Annotated in this window: 17 protein-coding genes; 11 read left to right on the top strand and 6 right to left on the bottom strand. The window is 72.9% G+C overall.

Annotated features, from left to right (window positions below; translation table 11 throughout):
- Positions 1-195: 195 nt before the first annotated feature.
- Positions 196-1,473: a D-inositol-3-phosphate glycosyltransferase gene (gene mshA / locus J2S42_RS24650; protein ID WP_442320106.1), complete on the top strand. Its 1,278-nt coding sequence runs from the start codon at positions 196-198 to the stop codon at positions 1,471-1,473.
- Positions 1,470-1,958, top strand: a complete 489-nt coding sequence (locus tag J2S42_RS24655; RefSeq protein ID WP_370879241.1) for a type III secretion system chaperone family protein — start codon at positions 1,470-1,472, stop codon at positions 1,956-1,958. The genes mshA and J2S42_RS24655 overlap by 4 nt, the downstream gene beginning before the upstream one ends.
- 167 nt (positions 1,959-2,125) lie before the next feature.
- On the opposite strand, the gene J2S42_RS24660 is transcribed toward J2S42_RS24655, so the two are convergent.
- Genes J2S42_RS24660 through J2S42_RS24670 form a run of 3 tightly spaced genes read right to left on the bottom strand, consistent with a single transcriptional unit; the run spans position 2,126 to position 6,153 of the window.
- A complete protein-coding gene (locus J2S42_RS24660) occupies positions 2,126-3,643 on the bottom strand; it encodes an alpha/beta hydrolase (protein WP_307242733.1) in 1,518 nt (505 codons plus the stop codon).
- Positions 3,644-3,664: 21 nt separating this feature from the next.
- Positions 3,665-4,882 carry an MFS transporter gene (locus J2S42_RS24665; protein WP_307242735.1) on the bottom strand — a complete coding sequence of 406 codons (1,218 nt, stop codon included), beginning with the start codon at positions 4,880-4,882 and terminating at the stop codon, positions 3,665-3,667.
- Between the two features lie 23 nt (positions 4,883-4,905).
- Positions 4,906-6,153: an MDR family MFS transporter gene (locus J2S42_RS24670; RefSeq protein ID WP_307242736.1), complete on the bottom strand. Its 1,248-nt coding sequence runs from the start codon at positions 6,151-6,153 to the stop codon at positions 4,906-4,908.
- A 91-nt stretch (positions 6,154-6,244) separates the two neighbouring features.
- Between J2S42_RS24670 and J2S42_RS24675 the strand changes: the two genes are divergently transcribed.
- Positions 6,245-6,994: a phosphoglyceromutase gene (locus J2S42_RS24675; RefSeq protein WP_307242738.1), complete on the top strand. Its 750-nt coding sequence runs from the start codon at positions 6,245-6,247 to the stop codon at positions 6,992-6,994.
- Between the two features lie 36 nt (positions 6,995-7,030).
- On the opposite strand, the gene phoU is transcribed toward J2S42_RS24675, so the two are convergent.
- Positions 7,031-7,696 (bottom strand): phosphate signaling complex protein PhoU, encoded by a 666-nt coding sequence (gene phoU / locus J2S42_RS24680; RefSeq protein ID WP_307242739.1) that lies wholly within the window; start codon positions 7,694-7,696, stop codon positions 7,031-7,033.
- A gap of 258 nt (positions 7,697-7,954) precedes the next feature.
- Here phoU and J2S42_RS24685 point away from each other — a divergent pair, with 258 nt between their 5' ends.
- Both J2S42_RS24685 and J2S42_RS24690 read left to right on the top strand, forming a co-directional pair.
- The gene (locus tag J2S42_RS24685) at positions 7,955-9,178 is read left to right on the top strand and encodes a sensor histidine kinase (protein WP_370879428.1); all 1,224 of its coding nucleotides are present in this window, start codon (positions 7,955-7,957) and stop codon (positions 9,176-9,178) included.
- 29 nt (positions 9,179-9,207) lie between these two features.
- A complete protein-coding gene (locus tag J2S42_RS24690; protein WP_306835638.1) occupies positions 9,208-9,891 on the top strand; it encodes a response regulator in 684 nt (227 codons plus the stop codon).
- 40 nt (positions 9,892-9,931) lie between these two features.
- Here the strand turns inward: J2S42_RS24690 and J2S42_RS24695 are convergent, their stop codons facing one another.
- The gene (locus tag J2S42_RS24695; RefSeq protein WP_307242741.1) at positions 9,932-10,801 is read right to left on the bottom strand and encodes a DUF3109 family protein; all 870 of its coding nucleotides are present in this window, start codon (positions 10,799-10,801) and stop codon (positions 9,932-9,934) included.
- A 102-nt stretch (positions 10,802-10,903) separates the two neighbouring features.
- Here J2S42_RS24695 and J2S42_RS24700 point away from each other — a divergent pair, with 102 nt between their 5' ends.
- On the top strand, positions 10,904-11,704 hold the full coding sequence (locus tag J2S42_RS24700; protein WP_307242743.1) for a sugar phosphate isomerase/epimerase family protein: 801 nt from the start codon (positions 10,904-10,906) through the stop codon (positions 11,702-11,704).
- A gap of 163 nt (positions 11,705-11,867) precedes the next feature.
- On the opposite strand, the gene J2S42_RS24705 is transcribed toward J2S42_RS24700, so the two are convergent.
- On the bottom strand, positions 11,868-12,434 hold the full coding sequence (locus J2S42_RS24705) for a CGNR zinc finger domain-containing protein (RefSeq protein ID WP_307242745.1): 567 nt from the start codon (positions 12,432-12,434) through the stop codon (positions 11,868-11,870).
- Positions 12,435-12,503: 69 nt separating this feature from the next.
- Here J2S42_RS24705 and J2S42_RS24710 point away from each other — a divergent pair, with 69 nt between their 5' ends.
- The 5 genes from J2S42_RS24710 to J2S42_RS24730 all read left to right on the top strand — a co-directional run bounded on the left by J2S42_RS24710 (position 12,504) and on the right by J2S42_RS24730 (position 18,450).
- Positions 12,504-13,424 (top strand): proline dehydrogenase family protein, encoded by a 921-nt coding sequence (locus tag J2S42_RS24710; RefSeq protein ID WP_307242747.1) that lies wholly within the window; start codon positions 12,504-12,506, stop codon positions 13,422-13,424.
- A gap of 92 nt (positions 13,425-13,516) precedes the next feature.
- Positions 13,517-15,247: a hypothetical protein gene (locus tag J2S42_RS24715; protein ID WP_307242749.1), complete on the top strand. Its 1,731-nt coding sequence runs from the start codon at positions 13,517-13,519 to the stop codon at positions 15,245-15,247.
- A gap of 4 nt (positions 15,248-15,251) precedes the next feature.
- Entirely contained in the window at positions 15,252-16,583 is a 1,332-nt protein-coding gene (locus tag J2S42_RS24720; protein ID WP_307242751.1) for an efflux RND transporter periplasmic adaptor subunit, read from the top strand.
- On the top strand, positions 16,580-17,269 hold the full coding sequence (locus J2S42_RS24725; protein ID WP_307242752.1) for an ABC transporter ATP-binding protein: 690 nt from the start codon (positions 16,580-16,582) through the stop codon (positions 17,267-17,269). Before J2S42_RS24720 ends, J2S42_RS24725 begins: the two co-directional genes overlap by 4 nt.
- Positions 17,266-18,450, top strand: coding sequence for an ABC transporter permease (locus tag J2S42_RS24730; RefSeq protein ID WP_307242754.1), 1,185 nt, complete (start codon positions 17,266-17,268; stop codon positions 18,448-18,450). Before J2S42_RS24725 ends, J2S42_RS24730 begins: the two co-directional genes overlap by 4 nt.
- The last annotated feature ends 142 nt before the right edge of the window (positions 18,451-18,592 follow it).

The raw sequence follows: 18,592 nt of genomic DNA on the forward strand, positions 1-18,592 counted from the left end.
TGACGCCGGGGGCACGCGGAGGAATGAGTTGGATCACGTGAGGCCGCGGGCGTGCATGTCCGGCGAAAATCTGCGGGGAAGATGGGTCCGCGCGCCGTGGTTGGAAACCACGGCGTAAAAATCGCAACAATTGATCCGCTGGAGGCGACCGTGTCAGTGGCTCGGCAGCGAACGGCCTGGCCAACACCCCGGCGGATAGCGACGCTCTCCGTGCACACCTCGCCGCTCGATCAACCGGGCAGCGGTGATGCCGGCGGCATGAACGTCTATATCGTCGAGGTCGCCCGGCGCCTGGCCGAGCTGGGTGTCGAGGTGGAGATCTTCACCCGGGCCACCCGCGGCGGGCTGCCACCGGTGGTCGAGATGAGCCCCGGCGTGCTGGTCCGGCACGTGACCGCCGGCCCGTACGAGGGACTGGCCAAGGAGGACCTGCCGGCCCAGCTGTGCGCGTTCACCAACGGCGTGCTGCGCGCGGAGGCGTCTCGGGCACCCGGCCACTACGACGTGATCCACTCCCACTACTGGTTGTCCGGCCAGGTCGGCTGGCTGGCCAAGGACCGCTGGGGCGTGCCGCTGGTGCACACCGCGCACACGCTCGCCAAGGTCAAGAACGCGCAGCTCGCGGCCGGTGACCGCCCGGAGCCGAAGGCCCGGGTGATCGGCGAGGAACAGGTGGTGGCCGAGTCCGACCGGCTGGTCGCGAACACGCTGGCCGAGGCCGACGACCTGACCCGGCTGTACGGCGCGGACCCGTCCCGGGTGGCGATCGTCGAGCCCGGCGTGGACCTGGACCGGTTCCGCCCCGCACCGCCCGGGCGTGCCGAGGCCGACCGGCTCGCCGCCCGCCGCCTGCTCGACCTGCCGGAACGCAGCCGGATCGTCACGTTCGTCGGCCGGATACAGCCGCTCAAGGCGCCGGACGTCCTGGTCCGCGCGGCCGCGGAACTGGAGTCGCGGGACGGCCTGACCGTGGTGATCTGCGGCGGTCCGAGCGGCAGCGGGCTGGACCGGCCGACCGCATTGATCGAGCTGGCCCACCGGCTCGGCATCGCGGACTCGGTGCGCTTCCTGCCGCCGCAGGCCGGTGCCGGGCTGCCCGCGCTGTACCGGGCGTCGGACCTGGTCGCGGTGCCGTCGCACAACGAGTCGTTCGGGCTGGTCGCGCTGGAGGCCCAGGCGTGCGGCACGCCGGTGGTGGCCGCGAACGTGGGCGGGCTCAGCCGCGCGGTCGCGGACGGCGTGAGCGGCGCGCTGGTCGACGGGCACTCCGCCGCGGAGTGGGCGCGCGTGCTCGGCGGGCTGCTGGCCGAGCCGGGCCGGCTGCGTGAGCTGTCGCTGGGCGCGGTCCAGCACGCCCGCCAGTTCTCCTGGCAGCGCACTGCGGCCGGGCTGCTGGACGTCTACCGTGGTGCGGTGACCGCGCACCGCCGGCGGATCACGGCGGAGCTGGCCGGGGCCTACGGAGGGGCATGATGACGGATGTCGCGCGGTTGATCGAGGACGTCTGCGCGGAGCGGGAGCTGCCGTGCGAGCTGACCGGTGACCGGTCGTTCGCGGTGACGCTGCCCGGCACGCACAAGCTCAAGACCGTCTGCAATCTGATCGTCGGCGAGCACTCGCTGCGGATCGAGGCTTTCGTGATGCGCCGCCCGGACGAGAACGCGGAGGCGTTGTGGGCCTGGCTGCTGCGCCGCAACGCGCGCCTGTACGGCGTCGCGTTCTCCATCGACGCGGCCGGTGACGTCTACCTGACCGGCCGGGTCGCGCTGACCGGTCTGGACGCGGACGAGCTGGACCGGCTGCTCGGCTCGGTCCTGACGTACGCGGACGAGTCGTTCGACCAGATGCTGGAGATCGGCTTCGGCAGCTCGATCAAGCGCGAGTGGGAGTGGCGGGTCAAGCGCGGCGAGTCACTGGCGAACCTGCAGGCGTTCGCGCACCTGTTCCCGGAGCGTTGACGGACATCACGTTCTGTGATGATTCGAACATGTGTTTGCCGTTGTGCCACGATCTGCTTCGGAACTACCGTCGGTACGGGCGGTATGTGGGGGAATCGGTGACCCGGGGGGACACCGAGCGGCCCACGGGCGGGCCTGTGGGGGCAGGCCCGCCCGTCTCCGCCCGCTCAGGCTGACGGGAACGGCGCGACGTCCTGCGCGCACCGGGTTCCGGCCGGTGGCAGCGCCCCGTCGACCAGGTAACGGCTGTACCAGCCGGACACGCACGCGCTGTCGCCGCTGGTGTGGCCGAAGCCGTCCAGCGTGAGCAGCCGGGCGTTGCCGAGTTGCCGCGTCATCCGGACCGCGAAGTCGTAGCGGGTGGCCGGGTCGAACGTCGGGTTCACCACCAGCACGGTCCGCGCGGTGCGCCGGTGCCACGGCCCGGCGTACCGCTCCTCGATCCGCGGCCAGTTCGCGCAGCCGACCTCGCTGAACGCCTCGGCCCGCCCGAACGTCCGGTGCGCGGCCTCGAACGCGGCCGCGAAGCCCGGATAGCGCGCCGGGTCGCGGGGCGGCGGCGCGTCCGCGCAGTTCACCGCGAAGAACGCGTCGTTGCTGTTGAAGGCGTAGGCGTCGCCGAGCCCGCCGCGCGGCGGAAGAGCCTCCAGGGCCATCGGGGGTACGGCGGCGGAGCGCGCGGCCGTGCCGGACAGTGCCTCGTGCAGCAGCTGCAGCGTGGCCGCCGCGTCCGGGAACGCGCGCACGTCGTAGAGCACACTGCTGATGAACCCGGTCAGGTCGTCGATGGTCACGGTGCCGAACGGCGGCGCGTCGGCCGGCCCCTGGCGCAGCCGCTCGCGCATCGCGTCGAACTTCGCCCGGGCGCCACCGGCGAACGCGCAGCCCGGCCCGGCCGCGTCGCAGGCCCGCAGGAAGCCGTCCAGCGCGATCTCGAAGCCGCCCGCCCGGTCGAACTTGTTGGCCAGCCGCCGGTTCGCCCGCTGGTCCGGGTCGACGTTGCCGTCCAGGATCACGGCGCGCACCCGCTGCGGGAACAGGTTCACGTAGGTGGCGCCGATCATCGTGCCGTACGAGTAGCCGACATAGGTCAGCCGCTCGTCGCCGGCCGCGCGCCGCAGCAGGTCCAGGTCCTTCGCCACGTTCAGCGTGCTCATGTGCGGCAGCAGCGCGCCCATGTTCCGCTTGCAGGCCTCGGTGTACTCGTGGTTGGCGCGCAGCGTCGCGGAGATCTGCGCCGTGGTCAGCGGCACCCCGCTCATCTGCTCCAGGAGCGCGATCGCCTCCTCGTCGGTGGCGAAGCACTGCACCGGGTCGCTGGCGCCGATGCCGCGCGGGTCGAAGCCGACCACGTCGAACCGGGCCAGCACCTCCGGCGGCAGGACCCGGTCCGCGACCGCGGCCAGGAACCGGCCGGGGCCGCCGGGCCCACCCGGGTTGACGAACAGCGTGCCGATCCGCCGGTCCGGGTCGGTGGCCGGGCGCCGGGCGAGCGCGATCGTGGTGGTCGCGCCGCGTGGCCGGTCATGGTCGAGCGGCACCTCGAAGCCGGCGCAGTCCAGCCCGAGCAGGTCCTCCTCGGTGCAGGGGGCCCAGGCGAGCGCGGGTGCGGCCACGGCCGCACCGGGGGTGAGGACCACCGCGGCGAGCACGGCGGCCGCGACGGCGGAGCGCAGTAGCGTCATGACCGTCGATCATTGCATTGATCATAGTCGAACGGTGTCCGGTTCCGGACGCGCGCGCATGGCGGACAGGTACCGCTCCCGGCGCGGTCCGGCCAGCAGGTGCAGCCCCGCCGCGGCCAGCCCGAGCGCACCCGCGATCAGCCAGTGCGCGTCGCCCAGGTGCTCCAGCGTGAATCCGCCCGCGGCCGGTGCCAGGAACGCGGCGGCCGGGAACGTCAGGTAGAAGACCGACTGGTACCGGCCGCGCAGCGCGGGCGGTGCCAGCTCCGCGTTTATCTGCGCGTTCGGCGGCGCGGCCAGCATCTGCCCGGCGGTCCAGCCGATCGCGGCGAGCAGGTAGAACCAGAGGTGGCCGGCGAACGCCAGCGCGCCGTAGCCGAGCGCGGTCAGCGCGGTGGCCAGCGCCAGCACCCGGTGCTTGGGCCGGCCGGCGATCAGCGCCGGCACGAACAGCTGCCCGGCGATGATGAGCAGCGCGCCGAGCGCCATCACCCGGCCGTACGCGCTGGGCCCGAGCCCGTCCTGGGCCATCGCGATCGGCATGATCGTCGGCGCCTGCGTTACCACCACCGCGAACAGTAGCGTCAGCCCGGTGAACGCGAGAAAGTGCCGGTCGGCGAGCACCCGCCGCAACCCGCCGTGCGCGGATCGCGGCGCCGGCCGGAACGTCTCCGGCACCTTCCACAGCACCAGCGCCAGCGCGACCGCGGTGGCAGCCGCGTCGACCACGAACAGCGCGGTGTAGCTGGCCTCGGCGAGCTGGCCGGCCAGGAACGACGCGATCGCGGTGCCCAGGTTCAGCGCCCAGTACTCCAGGTTGAACGCGCGCGGCCGGTCCGCCTCCGGGACCACGTCCACCATCGCGGCGATCAGTGCGGGACCGGGCATCGACTGCACCAGGCCGAGCACGCCGATCAGCGCGCCGATCGCGGGCAGCGCCGTGGTGAACGCGAGCGCGAGCAGCGTGGCGACCATGGCGAGATATGCGGTGATCAGCGTGCGCCGCCGCCCCCACCGGTCGGTGAGGACGCCGCTGACCAGGCTGCCGGCCATGCCGCCGACGCCGTACGCGCCGATCAGCAGTCCGGCCAGGGACGGCGGCGCACCGCGATCGGCGGTCAGGTAGAGGCTGAGGAACAGCACCACGAAGCCGCCGGCCCGGGTGATCAGCATGCCGGTCCACAGATACCAGAACGTGCCCGGCAGCCCGCCGGCGTTGCTCGCGAGCCAGCGCCGCATACCGCTCCTTCGGTTAAGTTTCCTTACCGTACCGCCGGCTCCTTGACCGTGGCCTCCGCGGCCGCCACCGCGGCGATCCGGCGGATCCGGGACGGGCGGGCGAGCAGGTGACCGGCCGCTGCGAGCACGCAGACCACGGCCGTGGCCAGCCAGAGCGCGGCGTGGCCGGCGTGCTCCTGGACGTAGCCGCCGGCCACCGGCGCGATCGCGGACGCGCCGGCCCAGGACAGCGACGAGACGCCCTGGTAGCGGCCGCGCAGCGCGACCGGGGACAGCTCGGCCATCAGCGCGGAGTTGGACGGCGCGTTGAGCATCTCGCCGAGCGTCCAGATGAGCACGGTGAGCGCGTACAGCGGCGCGGTGTGCGCGATCGCGGTCAGGCCGAAGCCGACGCCGACCACGATCGCGGCCAGCGCCATCACCCGGGAATGGTCCCGGCCCTTGAGCAGCCGCGGCACGAACAGCTGGCCGACCACGATCAGCACGCCGTTCAGCGCGATCACCACGCCGTACGTGGCCGGGGAGAGCCCGTCCGCGGTCATCGCGATCGGCAGCGTGGACAGGTGCTGCATGAACACCAGCGCGATCAGCAGGTTCAGCGCCACGTACACCAGGAACACGTGGTCGCGCAGCAGCGACAGCATCCCGGAGGTGCGTGGCGTCAGCGCGCCCGCCTGGATCACTCGTACGGCCGGCCGGCTCTCCGGCACGCGCAGGAAGATGATGGTCGCGGTGACCAGCATCGTCGTGGCGTCGACCAGGAACAGCAGCATGTAGTTCGCCTGTGCGGCGAAGCCTGCCAGGATCGCGGACGACGCGAAGCCGAGATTGATCGCCCAGTAGTTCAGCGTGAACGCGCGCAGCCGGTCCTTCGGCTCGACCACGTCGACCAGCATCGCGGAGAACGCGGGCCGGGCCGCCTCGGCGAACAGGCCGAGCGCGGCCGCGCCGATCGTGATCACCAGGATGTCCCGGGCGAACGCCAGGTTGACCATCATGGCGGACGCGCCGAGGTGCGCGATCAGCAGCGTGGGACGGCGGCCGAACCGGTCCGCGGCGACGCCACCGATCATCGTGCCGGCCGCGGCGCCGGCGCCGTAGAGGCCGAGGATCAGGCCGGCCTGGCTCTCCGACAGGCCCCGCGCGCTGGTCAGGTAGATCGCCAGGAAGATGACGACGAACCCGCCCATCCGGTTGATCAGATTGCCGGTCCAGAGGTACCAGAAGGTTCTCGGTAGTCCTCCGGCCGTCTCCGACAGCCACGCCCGCACGCCGTACCCCCGTGTAATGAATGATTTTCGTTCGGGACCTTACAACCTAGTCCCAGGTGGCCCGGCGGGGCACGCGGAATATCCTGATCGCATGACTGTGGGGACCCTGGTGCTGTTGCGGCACGGCGAGAGCGAGTGGAACGCCAAGAACCTCTTCACCGGCTGGGTCGACGTCGACCTGAACGCCAAGGGTGAGGCAGAGGCCCGGCGCGGCGGCGAACTGCTCAAGGAGCACGGCCTGCTGCCCGACGTGGTGCACACCAGCGTGCTGCGTCGCGCGATCCGGACGTCGGAGCTGGCGCTGCACGCAGCCGACCGGCACTGGATCGCGGTGCGCCGCTCGTGGCGGCTGAACGAGCGCCACTACGGTGCGCTTCAGGGCAAGAACAAGAAGGAGACGCTGGACGCGTACGGCGAGGAGCAGTTCATGCTCTGGCGCCGCTCCTACGACACGCCCCCGCCGCCGATCGAGGACGGCGACGAGTGGTCGCAGATCGGCGACCCGCGCTACGCCACGCTGCCGCCGGAGCTGGCGCCGCGCACCGAGTGCCTGAAGGACGTCGTGCAGCGCATGCTGCCTTACTGGTACGACGGCATCGTGCCGGACCTGCTGGCCGGCCGCACCGTGCTGGTCACCGCGCACGGCAACTCGCTGCGCGCGCTGGTCAAGCACCTCGACCAGATCTCGGACGAGGCGATCGCGAAGCTGAACATCCCGACCGGCATCCCGCTGCGCTACGACCTCGGCGCGGACCTGCGGCCGACCGTGGCCGGCGGCACCTACCTGGACCCGGAGGCGGCCAAGGAGGCGGCCGCCGCGGTGGCCAACCAGGGCAAGTGACGTGGTGGGGCCCGGCACCGCCGGGCCCCACTCCCGCTAGCTGCCGGCGACCGACCCGTCGGTCACGGTCTCGCCGGTGAGCAGGTAGATGACCCGGCGGCCGGAGTTCACCGCGTGGTCGGCGAAGCGCTCGTAGAAGCGGCCCAGCAGCGCGCCGTCGATCGCGGTCTCCGCACCGTACGGCCAGTCGTCGCCGAGCAGCACCTTGAACAGCTCGCGGTGCAGGTTGTCCATCACGTCGTCGTCGGCCTCGAGCTCGGCCGCGAGCTTCGCGTCCGGCTCGGCCAGCACGGTCGCCACCTTGCCGGCGATCGCGTCGGCCACGTTCGCCATCTCCTTGAAGACGCCGCGCAGCTCGGCCGGGACCGCGGGGGACGGGTGCCGGCGCAGCGCGGTCTTGGCCACGTGGTCGGCCAGGTCGCCCATCCGCTCCAGGTCCGCCGCGATGTGCAGCGCGGTGATCAGCAGCCGCAGGTCGGAGGCGACCGGCGCCTGCCGGGCCAGGATGTCCGCCACCTTCTCCTCGACCTGCCGGTACAGATCGTCGAGGTCGGCGTCCTGCTCGATGACCGCCTCGCCGGCGGCGCGGTCGGCGGCGAGCAGCGCCGTCGTGGCGCGGCGCATGGCGACGCGCGCACCCTCGGCCAGCTCGACCAGCAGCCGGCTGACCTCCCTCAGGTCTGCCTGAAATTCAACGCGCATGATCACGTCCTCGTTGTCTGTGTATGCGGGGTTACCGTAGGTCGCGGGGGCGGCCCACCGGTGAACTGCGATGAACGACGCCGAGCCGGGAGTTGAACATTACGAAACCCAGGCCGGTTTTGCCGCTTTTGTCGAGGGCTTCAGGTAAACAATCCCCCTACCATCGCTGGCGTGAGGTGGGCGGTGGAGTCAGGCGTGGCCGGTGCGACAGTGATCGGGCTGGCCCTCGGCGTGCTCTTCGGGCTCCTCTACGGACGTATGCGATGGGCCCGGCACCGGCACTCCGGGCTGGGCCCGGACTCCGCCGTCGAGGTCCAGGTCGATGGGAGGCCGGCGATAGGCACGAAGGATCAGGCCCCGATGTCCGGCCTGGGGCGCAAGAGCCTCGACTCGCTGCGGGTCGGCGTGGTCGTGCTGGACGCGACCGACACCCCGGTGCTGGTCAACCCGGCGGCGCGCGCGATGGGCCTGCTGCGCGCCGGCACCGGGCCCGGGACGATAGCGGCACACCCGATCCTGCGTACCCTCGCCGGGCAGGTCCGCCGCACCGGCGTGCGCCGCGAGGTGGAGCTGGACCTGCGCCGGGGCCGCGAGGGCGGCCCGCAGGCACCGCTCGGCGTGCATCTGCGCGCGGTCGCGCTCGGCGGTGAGTTCGTCGCGGTCGAGGCGGCGGACGTCACCGAGTCGCACCGGGTCGACCGGGTCCGCCGCGACTTCGTGGCCAACGTCAGCCACGAGCTGAAGACCCCGATCGGCGCGCTCCAGCTGCTCTCCGAGGCGCTGCTGGACGCGACCGACCCGATCACCGCCGGTAGCTCGCCGGACCCGGCCGAGGACGTGGCCGCGGCCCGGCGCTTCGCCGAGCGCATCCACCACGAGTCGTTGCGGATGGGCCGGTTGGTCAGCGAGCTCCTCGAACTGAGCCGGTTGCAGGGCGCCGAACCGCTGCCCACGCCGGAACCGGTCTCCGTCGACTGGGTGGTGGCCGAGACGATCGACCGCACCCGTACCGCCGCCGCGGCCAAGTCGATCGAGGTGGCCGTGGAGGGCGGGCGCGGCCTGCTCGTCTACGGCAACGACAGCCAGGTCGCCACGGCCGTCACCAACCTGGTGGAGAACGCGATCGCCTACTCGCCGGAGGACACCAGGGTCACGGTCGTGATCAGCGCGGACGACGAGAACGTGCAGATCGCGGTCACCGACCAGGGGATCGGCATCGGCGGCGCGGACATCGACCGGATCTTCGAACGCTTCTACCGGGCCGATCAGGCGCGGTCCCGGTCCACCGGCGGGACGGGACTCGGGCTGGCCATCGTCAAGCACATCGCCACCAACCACGGTGGCCGGGTGGACGTGACGAGCACACTGGGGGAGGGGTCGACGTTCACTCTTCGGCTGCCTGCCCGACCGCTGGCGGACGGCATGCCGCTAACCACGTCGGTTGAGATCGAGTCCGGTCCGGCCGTGCTCGGGCAGTCCTGAGCTGCCGGACATAGGAAAGGAAGTTACTGGTGGCCCGTGTGCTGGTCGTCGAGGACGAGGAGTCGTTCTCCGACGCGCTCTCCTACATGCTCCGCAAGGAGGGGTTCGAGGTCTCGGTCGCGGAGACCGGCGTCTCGGCGCTGACCGAGTTCGACCGCACCGGCGCGGACATCGTGCTCCTGGACCTGATGCTGCCGGAGATGTCCGGCACCGAGGTCTGCCGCCAGCTGCGGCAGCGCTCGCACGTGCCGATCATCATGGTCACCGCGCGGGACAGCGAGATCGACAAGGTGGTCGGCCTGGAGATCGGCGCCGACGACTACGTCACCAAGCCGTACTCGCCGCGCGAACTGGTCGCCCGGATCCGCGCCGTGCTCCGCCGCAACCAGACGGAGACGGTCGAGGACAGCACGCCCACGCTCGCCGCCGGCCCGGTCCGGATGGACGTGGAACGGCACGTGGTCACCGTCGACGGCGCCGCCGTGCAGCTGCCGCTCAAGGAGTTCGAGCTGCTCGAACTGCTGCTGCGCAACGCCGGCCGGGTGCTCACCCGCGGCCAGCTGATCGACCGCGTCTGGGGCGCCGACTACGTCGGCGACACGAAGACCCTCGACGTGCACGTCAAGCGGCTCCGCTCCAAGGTCGAGCCGGAGCCGTCCGCACCGCGCTACATCGTCACGGTCCGCGGTCTCGGCTACAAGTTCGAGCCGTAGGACGGCCCACCGGCCGGCAGCCCGCTGCCGGCCGGACCGGCTAGCGCCGCGCCTGCGGTGGGGTGGCCGGCTCGCGGCCGCCGGGCAGCTCGGCGGCGCCGGCCGCGACCGTGGCCGGGTGGACCGCGATCAGGCCCTGCCGGAGGCGGGTCGTGCACAGCTCGGCCAGCTTGGTGTAGGCGTCCTTGCCGATCAGGGCGATCAGCTCCGGCTCGTAGGAGCGGAACATCGCGTCCGTGCCGACGTGGGCGTCCGGCGACGAGGTGCACCACCAGTGCAGGTCGTGGCCGCCCTCGCCCCAGCCGCGGCGGTCGAACTCGGTGAGCGTGGAGACCAGCACCTTCGTGCCGTCGGGGCGGCTGACCCAGTCCTGGGCGCGGCGGACCGGCAGCTGCCAGCAGACGTCCGGCTTGTACTCCAGCGGGTGGACGCCGTCGCGCAGCGCCTGGGCGTGCAGCGCGCAGCCGCCACCGGCCGGGAAGTCCGGGTCGTTGAGGAAGACGCACGGGCCGCCCGCGCGCTGGGTGGCGGTGCGGCGGGCCGGGGCGTCACCGTCGATGGTGTCGACCTCGGTGTAGTTCTTGAAGCCGCGCCGGTAGTGCTGCCAGGTCTCCGGCGTGAGGCGCTTGACCGCCTTCTTCAGCCGGTCCTCGTCGTCGGAGTCGGTGAAGAACGCGCCGTGCGAACAGCAGCCGTCCTGCGCGCGGCCCGGCACGATGCCGTGGCAGGCCTTGCCGAACACGCACGTCCAGCGGGACAGCAGCCAGGTGAGGTCCGCGCGGATCACGTGCTTCGGATCGGCGGGGTCGGCGAACTCGATCCACTCGCGGGGGAAGTCGAGGCCGACCTCCCGGGCGCGGGGGTCGTCCGGGGAGTCGACCAGTACCTGAAGCTGCGTTCGGCTTGCCACCCGGTCACCCTACGCCCGGACCTGCGACTCAGCAGCGCGACAAGCGGTGGCCGGGTGACACTTCGCCGGGCGGTACGGCCGTCGCGAGTTACGCTGAGGGGTGTGACCGAGCGAGTGCCAGTTCTTCTGTCCAGCTCCTCCGTCTTCCCGGAGCCGACCGCCGCGGCCTTTCAGATGGCCGCCCACCTCGGCTTCGACGGCGTCGAGGTGATGGTGTGGACGGACGTGGTGAGCCAGGACGCCGGCGCGCTGCAGGGCCTCGCGGCGCACTACGGCGTACCGGTGATGTCCGTACACGCGCCCTGCCTGCTGGTGACGCAGCGGGTGTGGAGCCCCGACCCGTGGGAGCGGCTGCGCCGGGCCGCGGTCCTGGCCGAGAAGCTGGGTGCCACGACCGTGGTCGTGCACCCGCCGTTCACCTGGCAGCGGGACTACGCGAAACGCTTCCAGGAGGGCCTGCACAAGATGACCCTCAAACACCCGGGCCTCAAGTTTGCGGTGGAGAACATGTACCCGGTGAAGATGGCCGGCCGCGACTTCGTGCCGTACGTCCCGGGCTGGAACCCGGTCGAGACCGGCTACGACGCGTACACGCTGGACATCTCGCACTGCTCCGCCGCGCGCACCGACCCGCTCGCGATGGCCGAGTCGATGGGTGACAAGCTCGCCCACCTGCACCTGGGCGACGGCACCGGCGAGGGCCGCGACGAGCACCTGGTGCCGGGCCGCGGCACGATGCCGTGCGCCGAGGTGCTCGCGTCGCTCTCCCGGAACGGGTTCCGCGGGTCGGTCGCGCTGGAGGTCGCCACCCGGAAGTCGAGCAGCCGCGCCGAACGTGAGGCCGACCTGGCCGAGTCGCTGCGCTTCGCCCGCGAACACCTCGGCGTGCTGACCAGCCACTGAACAGCGATATACCCGCTTCCGGCGGCACCGGTTCCGCACGCTCCCGCAGGCACCGGTCGTCGCGGGGGCAGAGCGTTTACTCCGTGCAGGGGTGTGTGGCCGGGTCGGCGGCAGGGCCCCCTGCATGATCCGAGGGCGCAAGGCCGGACCGGCACGCCGGTGCTCAGACGCGGGTCAGCTGCGGGCTCTCGGCGGCGGCGGGATCGGCGGAGGCGGCGCGCTTGCGGGCGCGGTGGGCGGCCACGTGCGAGCGGGTCGCGCAGCGCTCGGAGCAGAAGCGGCGGCAGCAGTTCGAGGACGTGTCCAGGTAGACGTTGCCGCAGCGCTCGTCGGCGCAGATGCCGAAGCGCGAGCTGCCGTACTCGCACAGCCAGACGGCCAGGCCCCAGACGGCACCGGCCAGGTACTCCGCGCTGACCGACGCGCCGCGGCTGGTCACGTGCATGTGCCAGTCGGCCGCGTCATGGCCGGAGATGCGCGGCTGGACCGGGAAAGCCTCCAGCAGCGAGTTCAGCTCGGAGACGGTCTCGGTGTCGCGTCCGGCGGCGCCGGACTCGAAGACCTCGCGCAGGCGCTTCTGCGCCCGGCGGAGCGTCGCGAGGTCCCGGTCGGCGACCTCGTCGCGCATGTACGCGTTCTCGTCGGTGAAGAGACCCCGGAGGTCGTCGACGGTCGCGAGCTGCGTGTTGACGAGGTCGACCGCGGTGCGGGCGTACGCATCGAAGTTCACCCGACAACCGTAGACGATTCGTTCGACTACGTCGGTCGTCCGTAAGGGCGGGGCGTATACGCTCCCCGTATGCTCCGTTCGGCCATCCTCGCCGCCTCCCGCTCCGCCCGGCTGGAGAATCTGGTCTCGAAGGCACCGTTCGGCCGGGACGTGGCACGGCGTTTCGTCGCCGGCGACGGCGTGGCGGACGCGATCCGGGTCGCCACCGAGCTGGCGGCGGACGGTCTGTCCACCACGGTCGAGCACCTCGGCCCGGTGACGGCCACCGAGGCGGGCGCCCACGCGGCCCGCGACGAGTACCGCCGGCTGCTGCACCGCGTCGCGGAGGCGGGCCTGTCCGACACGGCCGAGGTCAGCGTGAAACTGTCCGCGCTCGGCCGGTCCGTGGACGAGCAACTGGCCCGGGAGCTGGCGCGGGACGTCTGCACGGCTGCGGCCGAGGCCGGCACCACGGTCACCGTGGACATGGAGGAGAGCGCGGCCACCGACTTCGTGCTGGACACGGTCGGCAAGCTGCGCGGCGACGTACCGTCCACCGGCGTGGCGGTGCAGGCCTACCTGCGCCGGACCGAGGCGGACTGCCGGGAGCTGGCACACCCCGGTTCCCGGGTGCGGTTGTGCAAGGGCGCCTATCCGGAGCCGGAGTCGGTGGCCTGGCAGGCCGCGCTGGAGGTCGACAAGTCGTTCGTCCGCTGCCTGAACGCGCTGCTTTCCGGCCCGGCGTACCCGATGGTCGCCACGCACGACGCGCGGCTGATCGCGATCGCGGAGGACCGGGCGCGGTGGTTCGACCGGGGGGCCGGCGAGTTCGAGTTCCAGATGCTCTACGGCGTGCGGCCGGCCGAGCAGGCGCGGCTCGCGGCCGAGGGCCACACGGTCCGCGTCTATCTGCCGTACGGCACGCACTGGTACGGCTACCTTGCGCGCCGGCTTGCCGAGCGGCCGGGTAGCGCGGCGTTCCTGGGCCGGGCGCTGACCAACCGACGGTGATCCCGGCCGAACCGAGCACCCGGCGGTAAACCGCGCGATTCGAGCCAAAAGGCCTATGCCCGCGGCGTGACACGCGGTTCTAGGCTGCGCTCGTGAGCACGCCGGACGGTCACTCAGAGTCAGCAGCGTCACCGCCCCCGGGCGCCGTACCGCCGGTCCCCGTCTTCGACGCGATCGTGGTCTACAACCCGGCGGCTGTCCCGGCCCAGCCTGGCCCGCCCCGGGCGGAGAACCCGGCGCCGCCCGGCCCGCCACCGGCGGCGCCCCCACAGCCCGGCCCGGCGGTGATTCCCGCGCAGGCGGGCCCGCCCGCGGCGGAGACCCCGGCGCGACCCGGCTACCCCGCGATCCCCGCCCAGCCGGGCCCGCCGCCGGCCGAGAGCGTGCCGCACGGCGTACCCGCACAGTGGCGTTCCCCGTTGGCGGGTTCGGCGCCGATCCCGGACGACTACCCGTTCCCGCGCCTGCCGCAGTTCGACTCGGTCCCGGCGGCCTGGTACGGACCGCCGCCACCCCCGCCCCCGCGGAAGCGGCGCGGCCGTACCGCCGTGGTGGTCCTGGCGGTCTTCGCGGCGCTCGCCGCGGCCACCGCGGTCGCGGTCTACCCGGTCCTGACCGGCCGGGACGCCGACGCCACCGCCGCGCCCGCGGAGACCGGCCCGCCGCCCAGCCCGGCGCCGAACGCGCTCTCCTACGAGCGCGTCCCGTGGATCCGCTACCAGATCGACGCCGCGCTCCAGGCCCAGGCGGCCGCGCTGCTGGCCGGTGACGAGAACGGCTTCCTGGCGCCGGTCGCGGAGGGCAGCACCGAGCTGACCCGGGATCTGCGCCGCCGGTTCGAGACGCTGCGCGCGATGCAGGTGACCGGCTGGTCCGAGGAGATGATCGGCGCCCCCACACCGGTGACCGGCCAGGGCGGCCGGGACGAGTGGCGCGTCGTGGTCGACCTGCGGCACTGCTTCGTGGTCCCCGGGTGCACCGTGGACGGGCTGCGCGCCGAGACGCGCTGGATCGAGACACCCGCGCAGGGCCTGCGGATGGTCGCGTTCGCACCGTCCGAGCCGGAGGAGAACGGGCCGCGCCCGTGGGAGGTCACGAACCTGACCGTCGCGGTCGGCGCGCGCACCATCGTCGGCGTCACCCCGAAGTACGCCAAGCGCCTGCCCGAGCTGCAGAAGCAGGCCGAGGCCGCGGCGCTGCTGGCGGACCGGTACGTACGCGGCGACGCCGGCCCGGTGGACCGCTACCGGATCTTCATGGCCGACGGCAAGGAGTGGCAGCGCTGGTACGGCGGCGAGGACCTGGAGTGGGCCGCCGGCTTCGCGGTCCCGACCGGTGAGGCGCGGCTGGACGTGGTGCTGAACCTCAGCGAGATGGCCGAGGACTACATCGACGACACGCTGCGGCACGAGCTGGCGCACGTGGCGACGCTGCGCGCGGCCGGCTACTCGGACGACGACGACTTCTGGTGGCTGATCGAGGGCATCGCCGACTACGTGGACGAGCTGGGCGTGCCGGTAACCGAGTACGAGGAGGCCGAGCTGGTCGCCCGGTACGCGGACGAGGTCGACATGAAGACCGGCGTGGTCGTCCCGCCGCCGGACGCGAACACCGAGGACTGGCAGGTCGCGGCCCGGTACGGCGTCGGCTACTACGCGGTCCGCCGGATCTCCGAGCGGTTCGGCGAGCCCGCGATGCTGGCCTTCTTCGACGCGGTCGTCCGCGACGGAAAATCACTGAAAGATGCGGCACCGCTTACTTTGGGCAAGGATTGGGACGACGTGAACCGCGACTGCCTCGCCTATCTGAAAGAGGTCACCTGACGCGATGATCGCCCGGAGCCGCCCGCTCGCCCTTCTGGCCGCCGTCACGCTGGCGGCCGGTGCGACCGCGGCCTCGTGCGAGGAGGAGCCGTCCGGCGTGGACGTCGGCGAGGTGCGGCTCGGCGCGGTGAGCGAGGTCGTGGACGCGCCCGCGACCGTGACCGCCCGGTCCGCGGCCACGCTCACCGCCGCGTCCGCCGGCACGCTCAAGGAGTTGCTGGTCCGCCCGGGTGACACGGTCCGGCCCGGCCAGGTACTCGCCGTGATCGACTCGCCGGAGGCGACGGCCCGCCTGGACTCGGCCGCGCGCACGCTGGACGCGGCCGCGCAGACCGGCAGTCCCGGCTTCACCGCCGGTGGGCTGGACGGCGCGCAGCGGGAGACGGACGCGGCCGCCGCGGACTCGTTCGCCGCGGCCCGCGCCGCCGCGAAGCAGGTCGCCGACCGGGGCGTCCGGGACACACTGCTGCGCCAGGTGGACGCGGCCCAGCACCGGTACGACGCGGCGTCCGCGGCCGTGGCCGACGCGACCCGGTCCGTGCAGGCGGGCGTGGCCGGTCTCGGTACCGCGCTCGGTGCGCTCTCCACCGCGCAGCGGCTACAGGCGGAGGCCGCGTACGACCTGGCCAAGGGCACGGTCGACGCGCTCACGCTGCGGGCGCCGATCGGCGGTGTGGTCCAGCTCGGCGGCGCCGCGGCCGCACCGGCCGGCGTGGACCTCACCGAGATCCTGCAGGGCGCCGCACCGCCCACCGGCACCGGTGGACCGCCCGCCGGCGTCGACCCGGCCGTGCCGGAGGGCGGGTACGTGGGCGCCGGCACCACCGTGCTGACCATCGTGGACGTCTCCGAGCTGAGCGTCACCGCGGAGGTCGACGAGACCGACGTGCTGCTGGTCACCGAGGGCGCGGCCGCGGACGTGGAACTGGACGCCGCGACCGGTGCCGGCTACCCCGGCAAGGTGACCTCGGTCGACCTGCTGCCGACCACGTCGGCGCGCGGCGGGGTCTCGTACCGGGTGCGGATCTCGCTCGGCCCGGGCACGCTCGCGGACGGCGGGGCCGCGCCGGCGCCGCGGCCCGGCATGAGCGCGGTTGCCCACCTGCGGGTCCGGGAGGCGGCGAACACGGTGACGGTCCCGGCCGCCGCGGTCTTCTCCACCGAGTCGGGCGGCGAGGCGGTCTGGGTCGTCGACGGCGGACGCGCGGAACGGGTGGACGTGTCCGTCGGTGTGCAGGGCCAGGACGCGGTGCAGATCACGCGCGGCCTGCGGGCCGGGCAAACGATCGTGGTGCGCGGGACGGACCGGGTGGCGGCCGGGCAGCGGGTGCCGTGACCGGGCCGGCGGTCGAGGCGGAGCGGGTGTCCCGGACGTACCGGCTGGAGGGTTTCTCGGTGACCGCGCTGCACGAGGTCAGCCTGACCGTGGCACGCGGCGAGTACACCGCCGTGGTCGGCCCGTCCGGTTCCGGCAAGAGCACACTGATGCACCTGCTCGGCGGCCTGGACCGGCCGACCGGCGGGCGGCTGCGGCTGGACGGCCGCGACGTGGCCGGCCTGTCCGCGGCGGAACTGGCCCGGCTGCGCAACGAGGTGATCGGCTTCGTCTTCCAGGCGTTCCATCTGCTGCCCCGGACCAGCGCGGTGGAGAACGTGGCGCTGCCGCTGGTCTACCGCGGGCTCGGCACCCGGAAGCGGCGCGCGGCCGCGGCGGAGATGCTGCACCGGGTCGGTCTCGGCCATCGCCTCGACCACCGTCCGAACCAGATGTCCGGCGGTGAGCAGCAGCGCGTCGCGATCGCCCGCGCGCTGGTCACCGGCCCGTCCCTGCTGCTGGCGGACGAGCCCACCGGCAACCTGGACACCGCCACCGGCGCGGCGGTGCTGCACCTGCTGGAGGAGCTGAACGCGGAGTCCGGCGTCGCGGTCGTGCTGGTCACCCACGACCGGGAGGTGGCCGCCCGGGCCCGCCGCCGGATCGCGATGCGCGACGGCCGGGTCGAGAGCGACAGCGCGGCATGAGGCTCGCCGAGGCCTGGCGGGTCGCGCTCGGCGCGCTCCGGGCCAACCGGCTGCGCAGCCTGCTGACCATGCTGGGTGTGATCATCGGGGTCGGCGCGGTGGTGGTTCTGGTGGCGATCGGCACCGGCGCGAAGAACGAGGTCGAGGCGCAGGTCGAGGGTCTCGGCTCGAACCTGATGCTGGTGGTGCCGGGCCGGCTGGAGTTCGGGTCCGCGCCGTCCGCGTCCCGGCTGTCGCTGCGCGACGCGGAGGCTGTGGCGGAGGTGGTCGGCGACCCGTCCCGGGTGACGGCCACGGTCGCGTCCGGCGAGACGGTCCGGGCCGGTGCGCGCGAACGGTTCACCACGGTCCAGGGCGTGCTCGAGACGACACCGCAGGTCTTCGACCGCCCGGTCGGCCGCGGCCGCTACTTCACCGCCTCGGACGTGCAGACCGGCCGGCGCGTCGCGGTGCTCGGCGCGACCGTGGCGGCGGCGCTGTTCCCGGACCGCGACCCGATAGGACAGCAGGTGTCGATCGCGGGCGTCCGGTTCCGGGTCAGCGGCCTGTTCGCGCCGCTCGGCCAGAGCCTCGGCGTGGACCGGGACGACGAGGTGCACATCCCGGTCAGCGCGGCGCAGCGGCTGATCGGCGTGGACCGGATCGACGGGCTGGCGATCAAGGCGCCGGACCGGGAGCGGATCGACGAGCTGAGCGCACGGGTGGTGGCGGAGCTGACCCGGCGGCACCCGGACACCGAGTTCAGCGCGGTCACCCAGGAGCAGATCCTCGGCGTGCTCGGCGACATCCTGGGCGTGCTGACCGGCGTGCTGGCCGCGATCGCCGGCATCTCGCTGCTGGTGGGCGGCGTCGGCGTCTCCAACATCATGCTGGTCTCGGTCCGGGAGCGGACGAAGGAGATCGGCCTGCGCAAGGCGGTCGGCGCCCGGCCGCGCGACATCGGGCTGCAGTTCCTGCTGGAGGCGGTGCTGCTCACCTCGGTGGGCGGCGTGCTCGGGATGGGCCTGGGCGTCGGCTCGGCGCTGCTGGTCGGCGCGCTGTCACCGGTACCGGCCGCGATCACCTGGTGGTCGCTGGCGCTCGCGTTCGGCGTGTCCGCCGCGGTCGGCATCGTCTTCGGCGTGGTGCCGGCGCAACGGGCTGGCCGGCTCGACCCGGTGGTGGCGCTTCGGAGCGAGTAACGGACATACAATGATAAAACCGAAATATTCGGAGTGTCGCCTTGACGGGATCACTCTGAGTTTCCAGAAGGTCTCGCGCCGTTAACAGCTGCCCCGTTACCGTACTAATTACACGCGCGTTGCCCGGAGGGGGTGCGCGCTC

It is taken from the genome of Catenuloplanes indicus (assembly GCF_030813715.1).
Lineage (GTDB): Bacteria > Actinomycetota > Actinomycetes > Mycobacteriales > Micromonosporaceae > Catenuloplanes > Catenuloplanes indicus.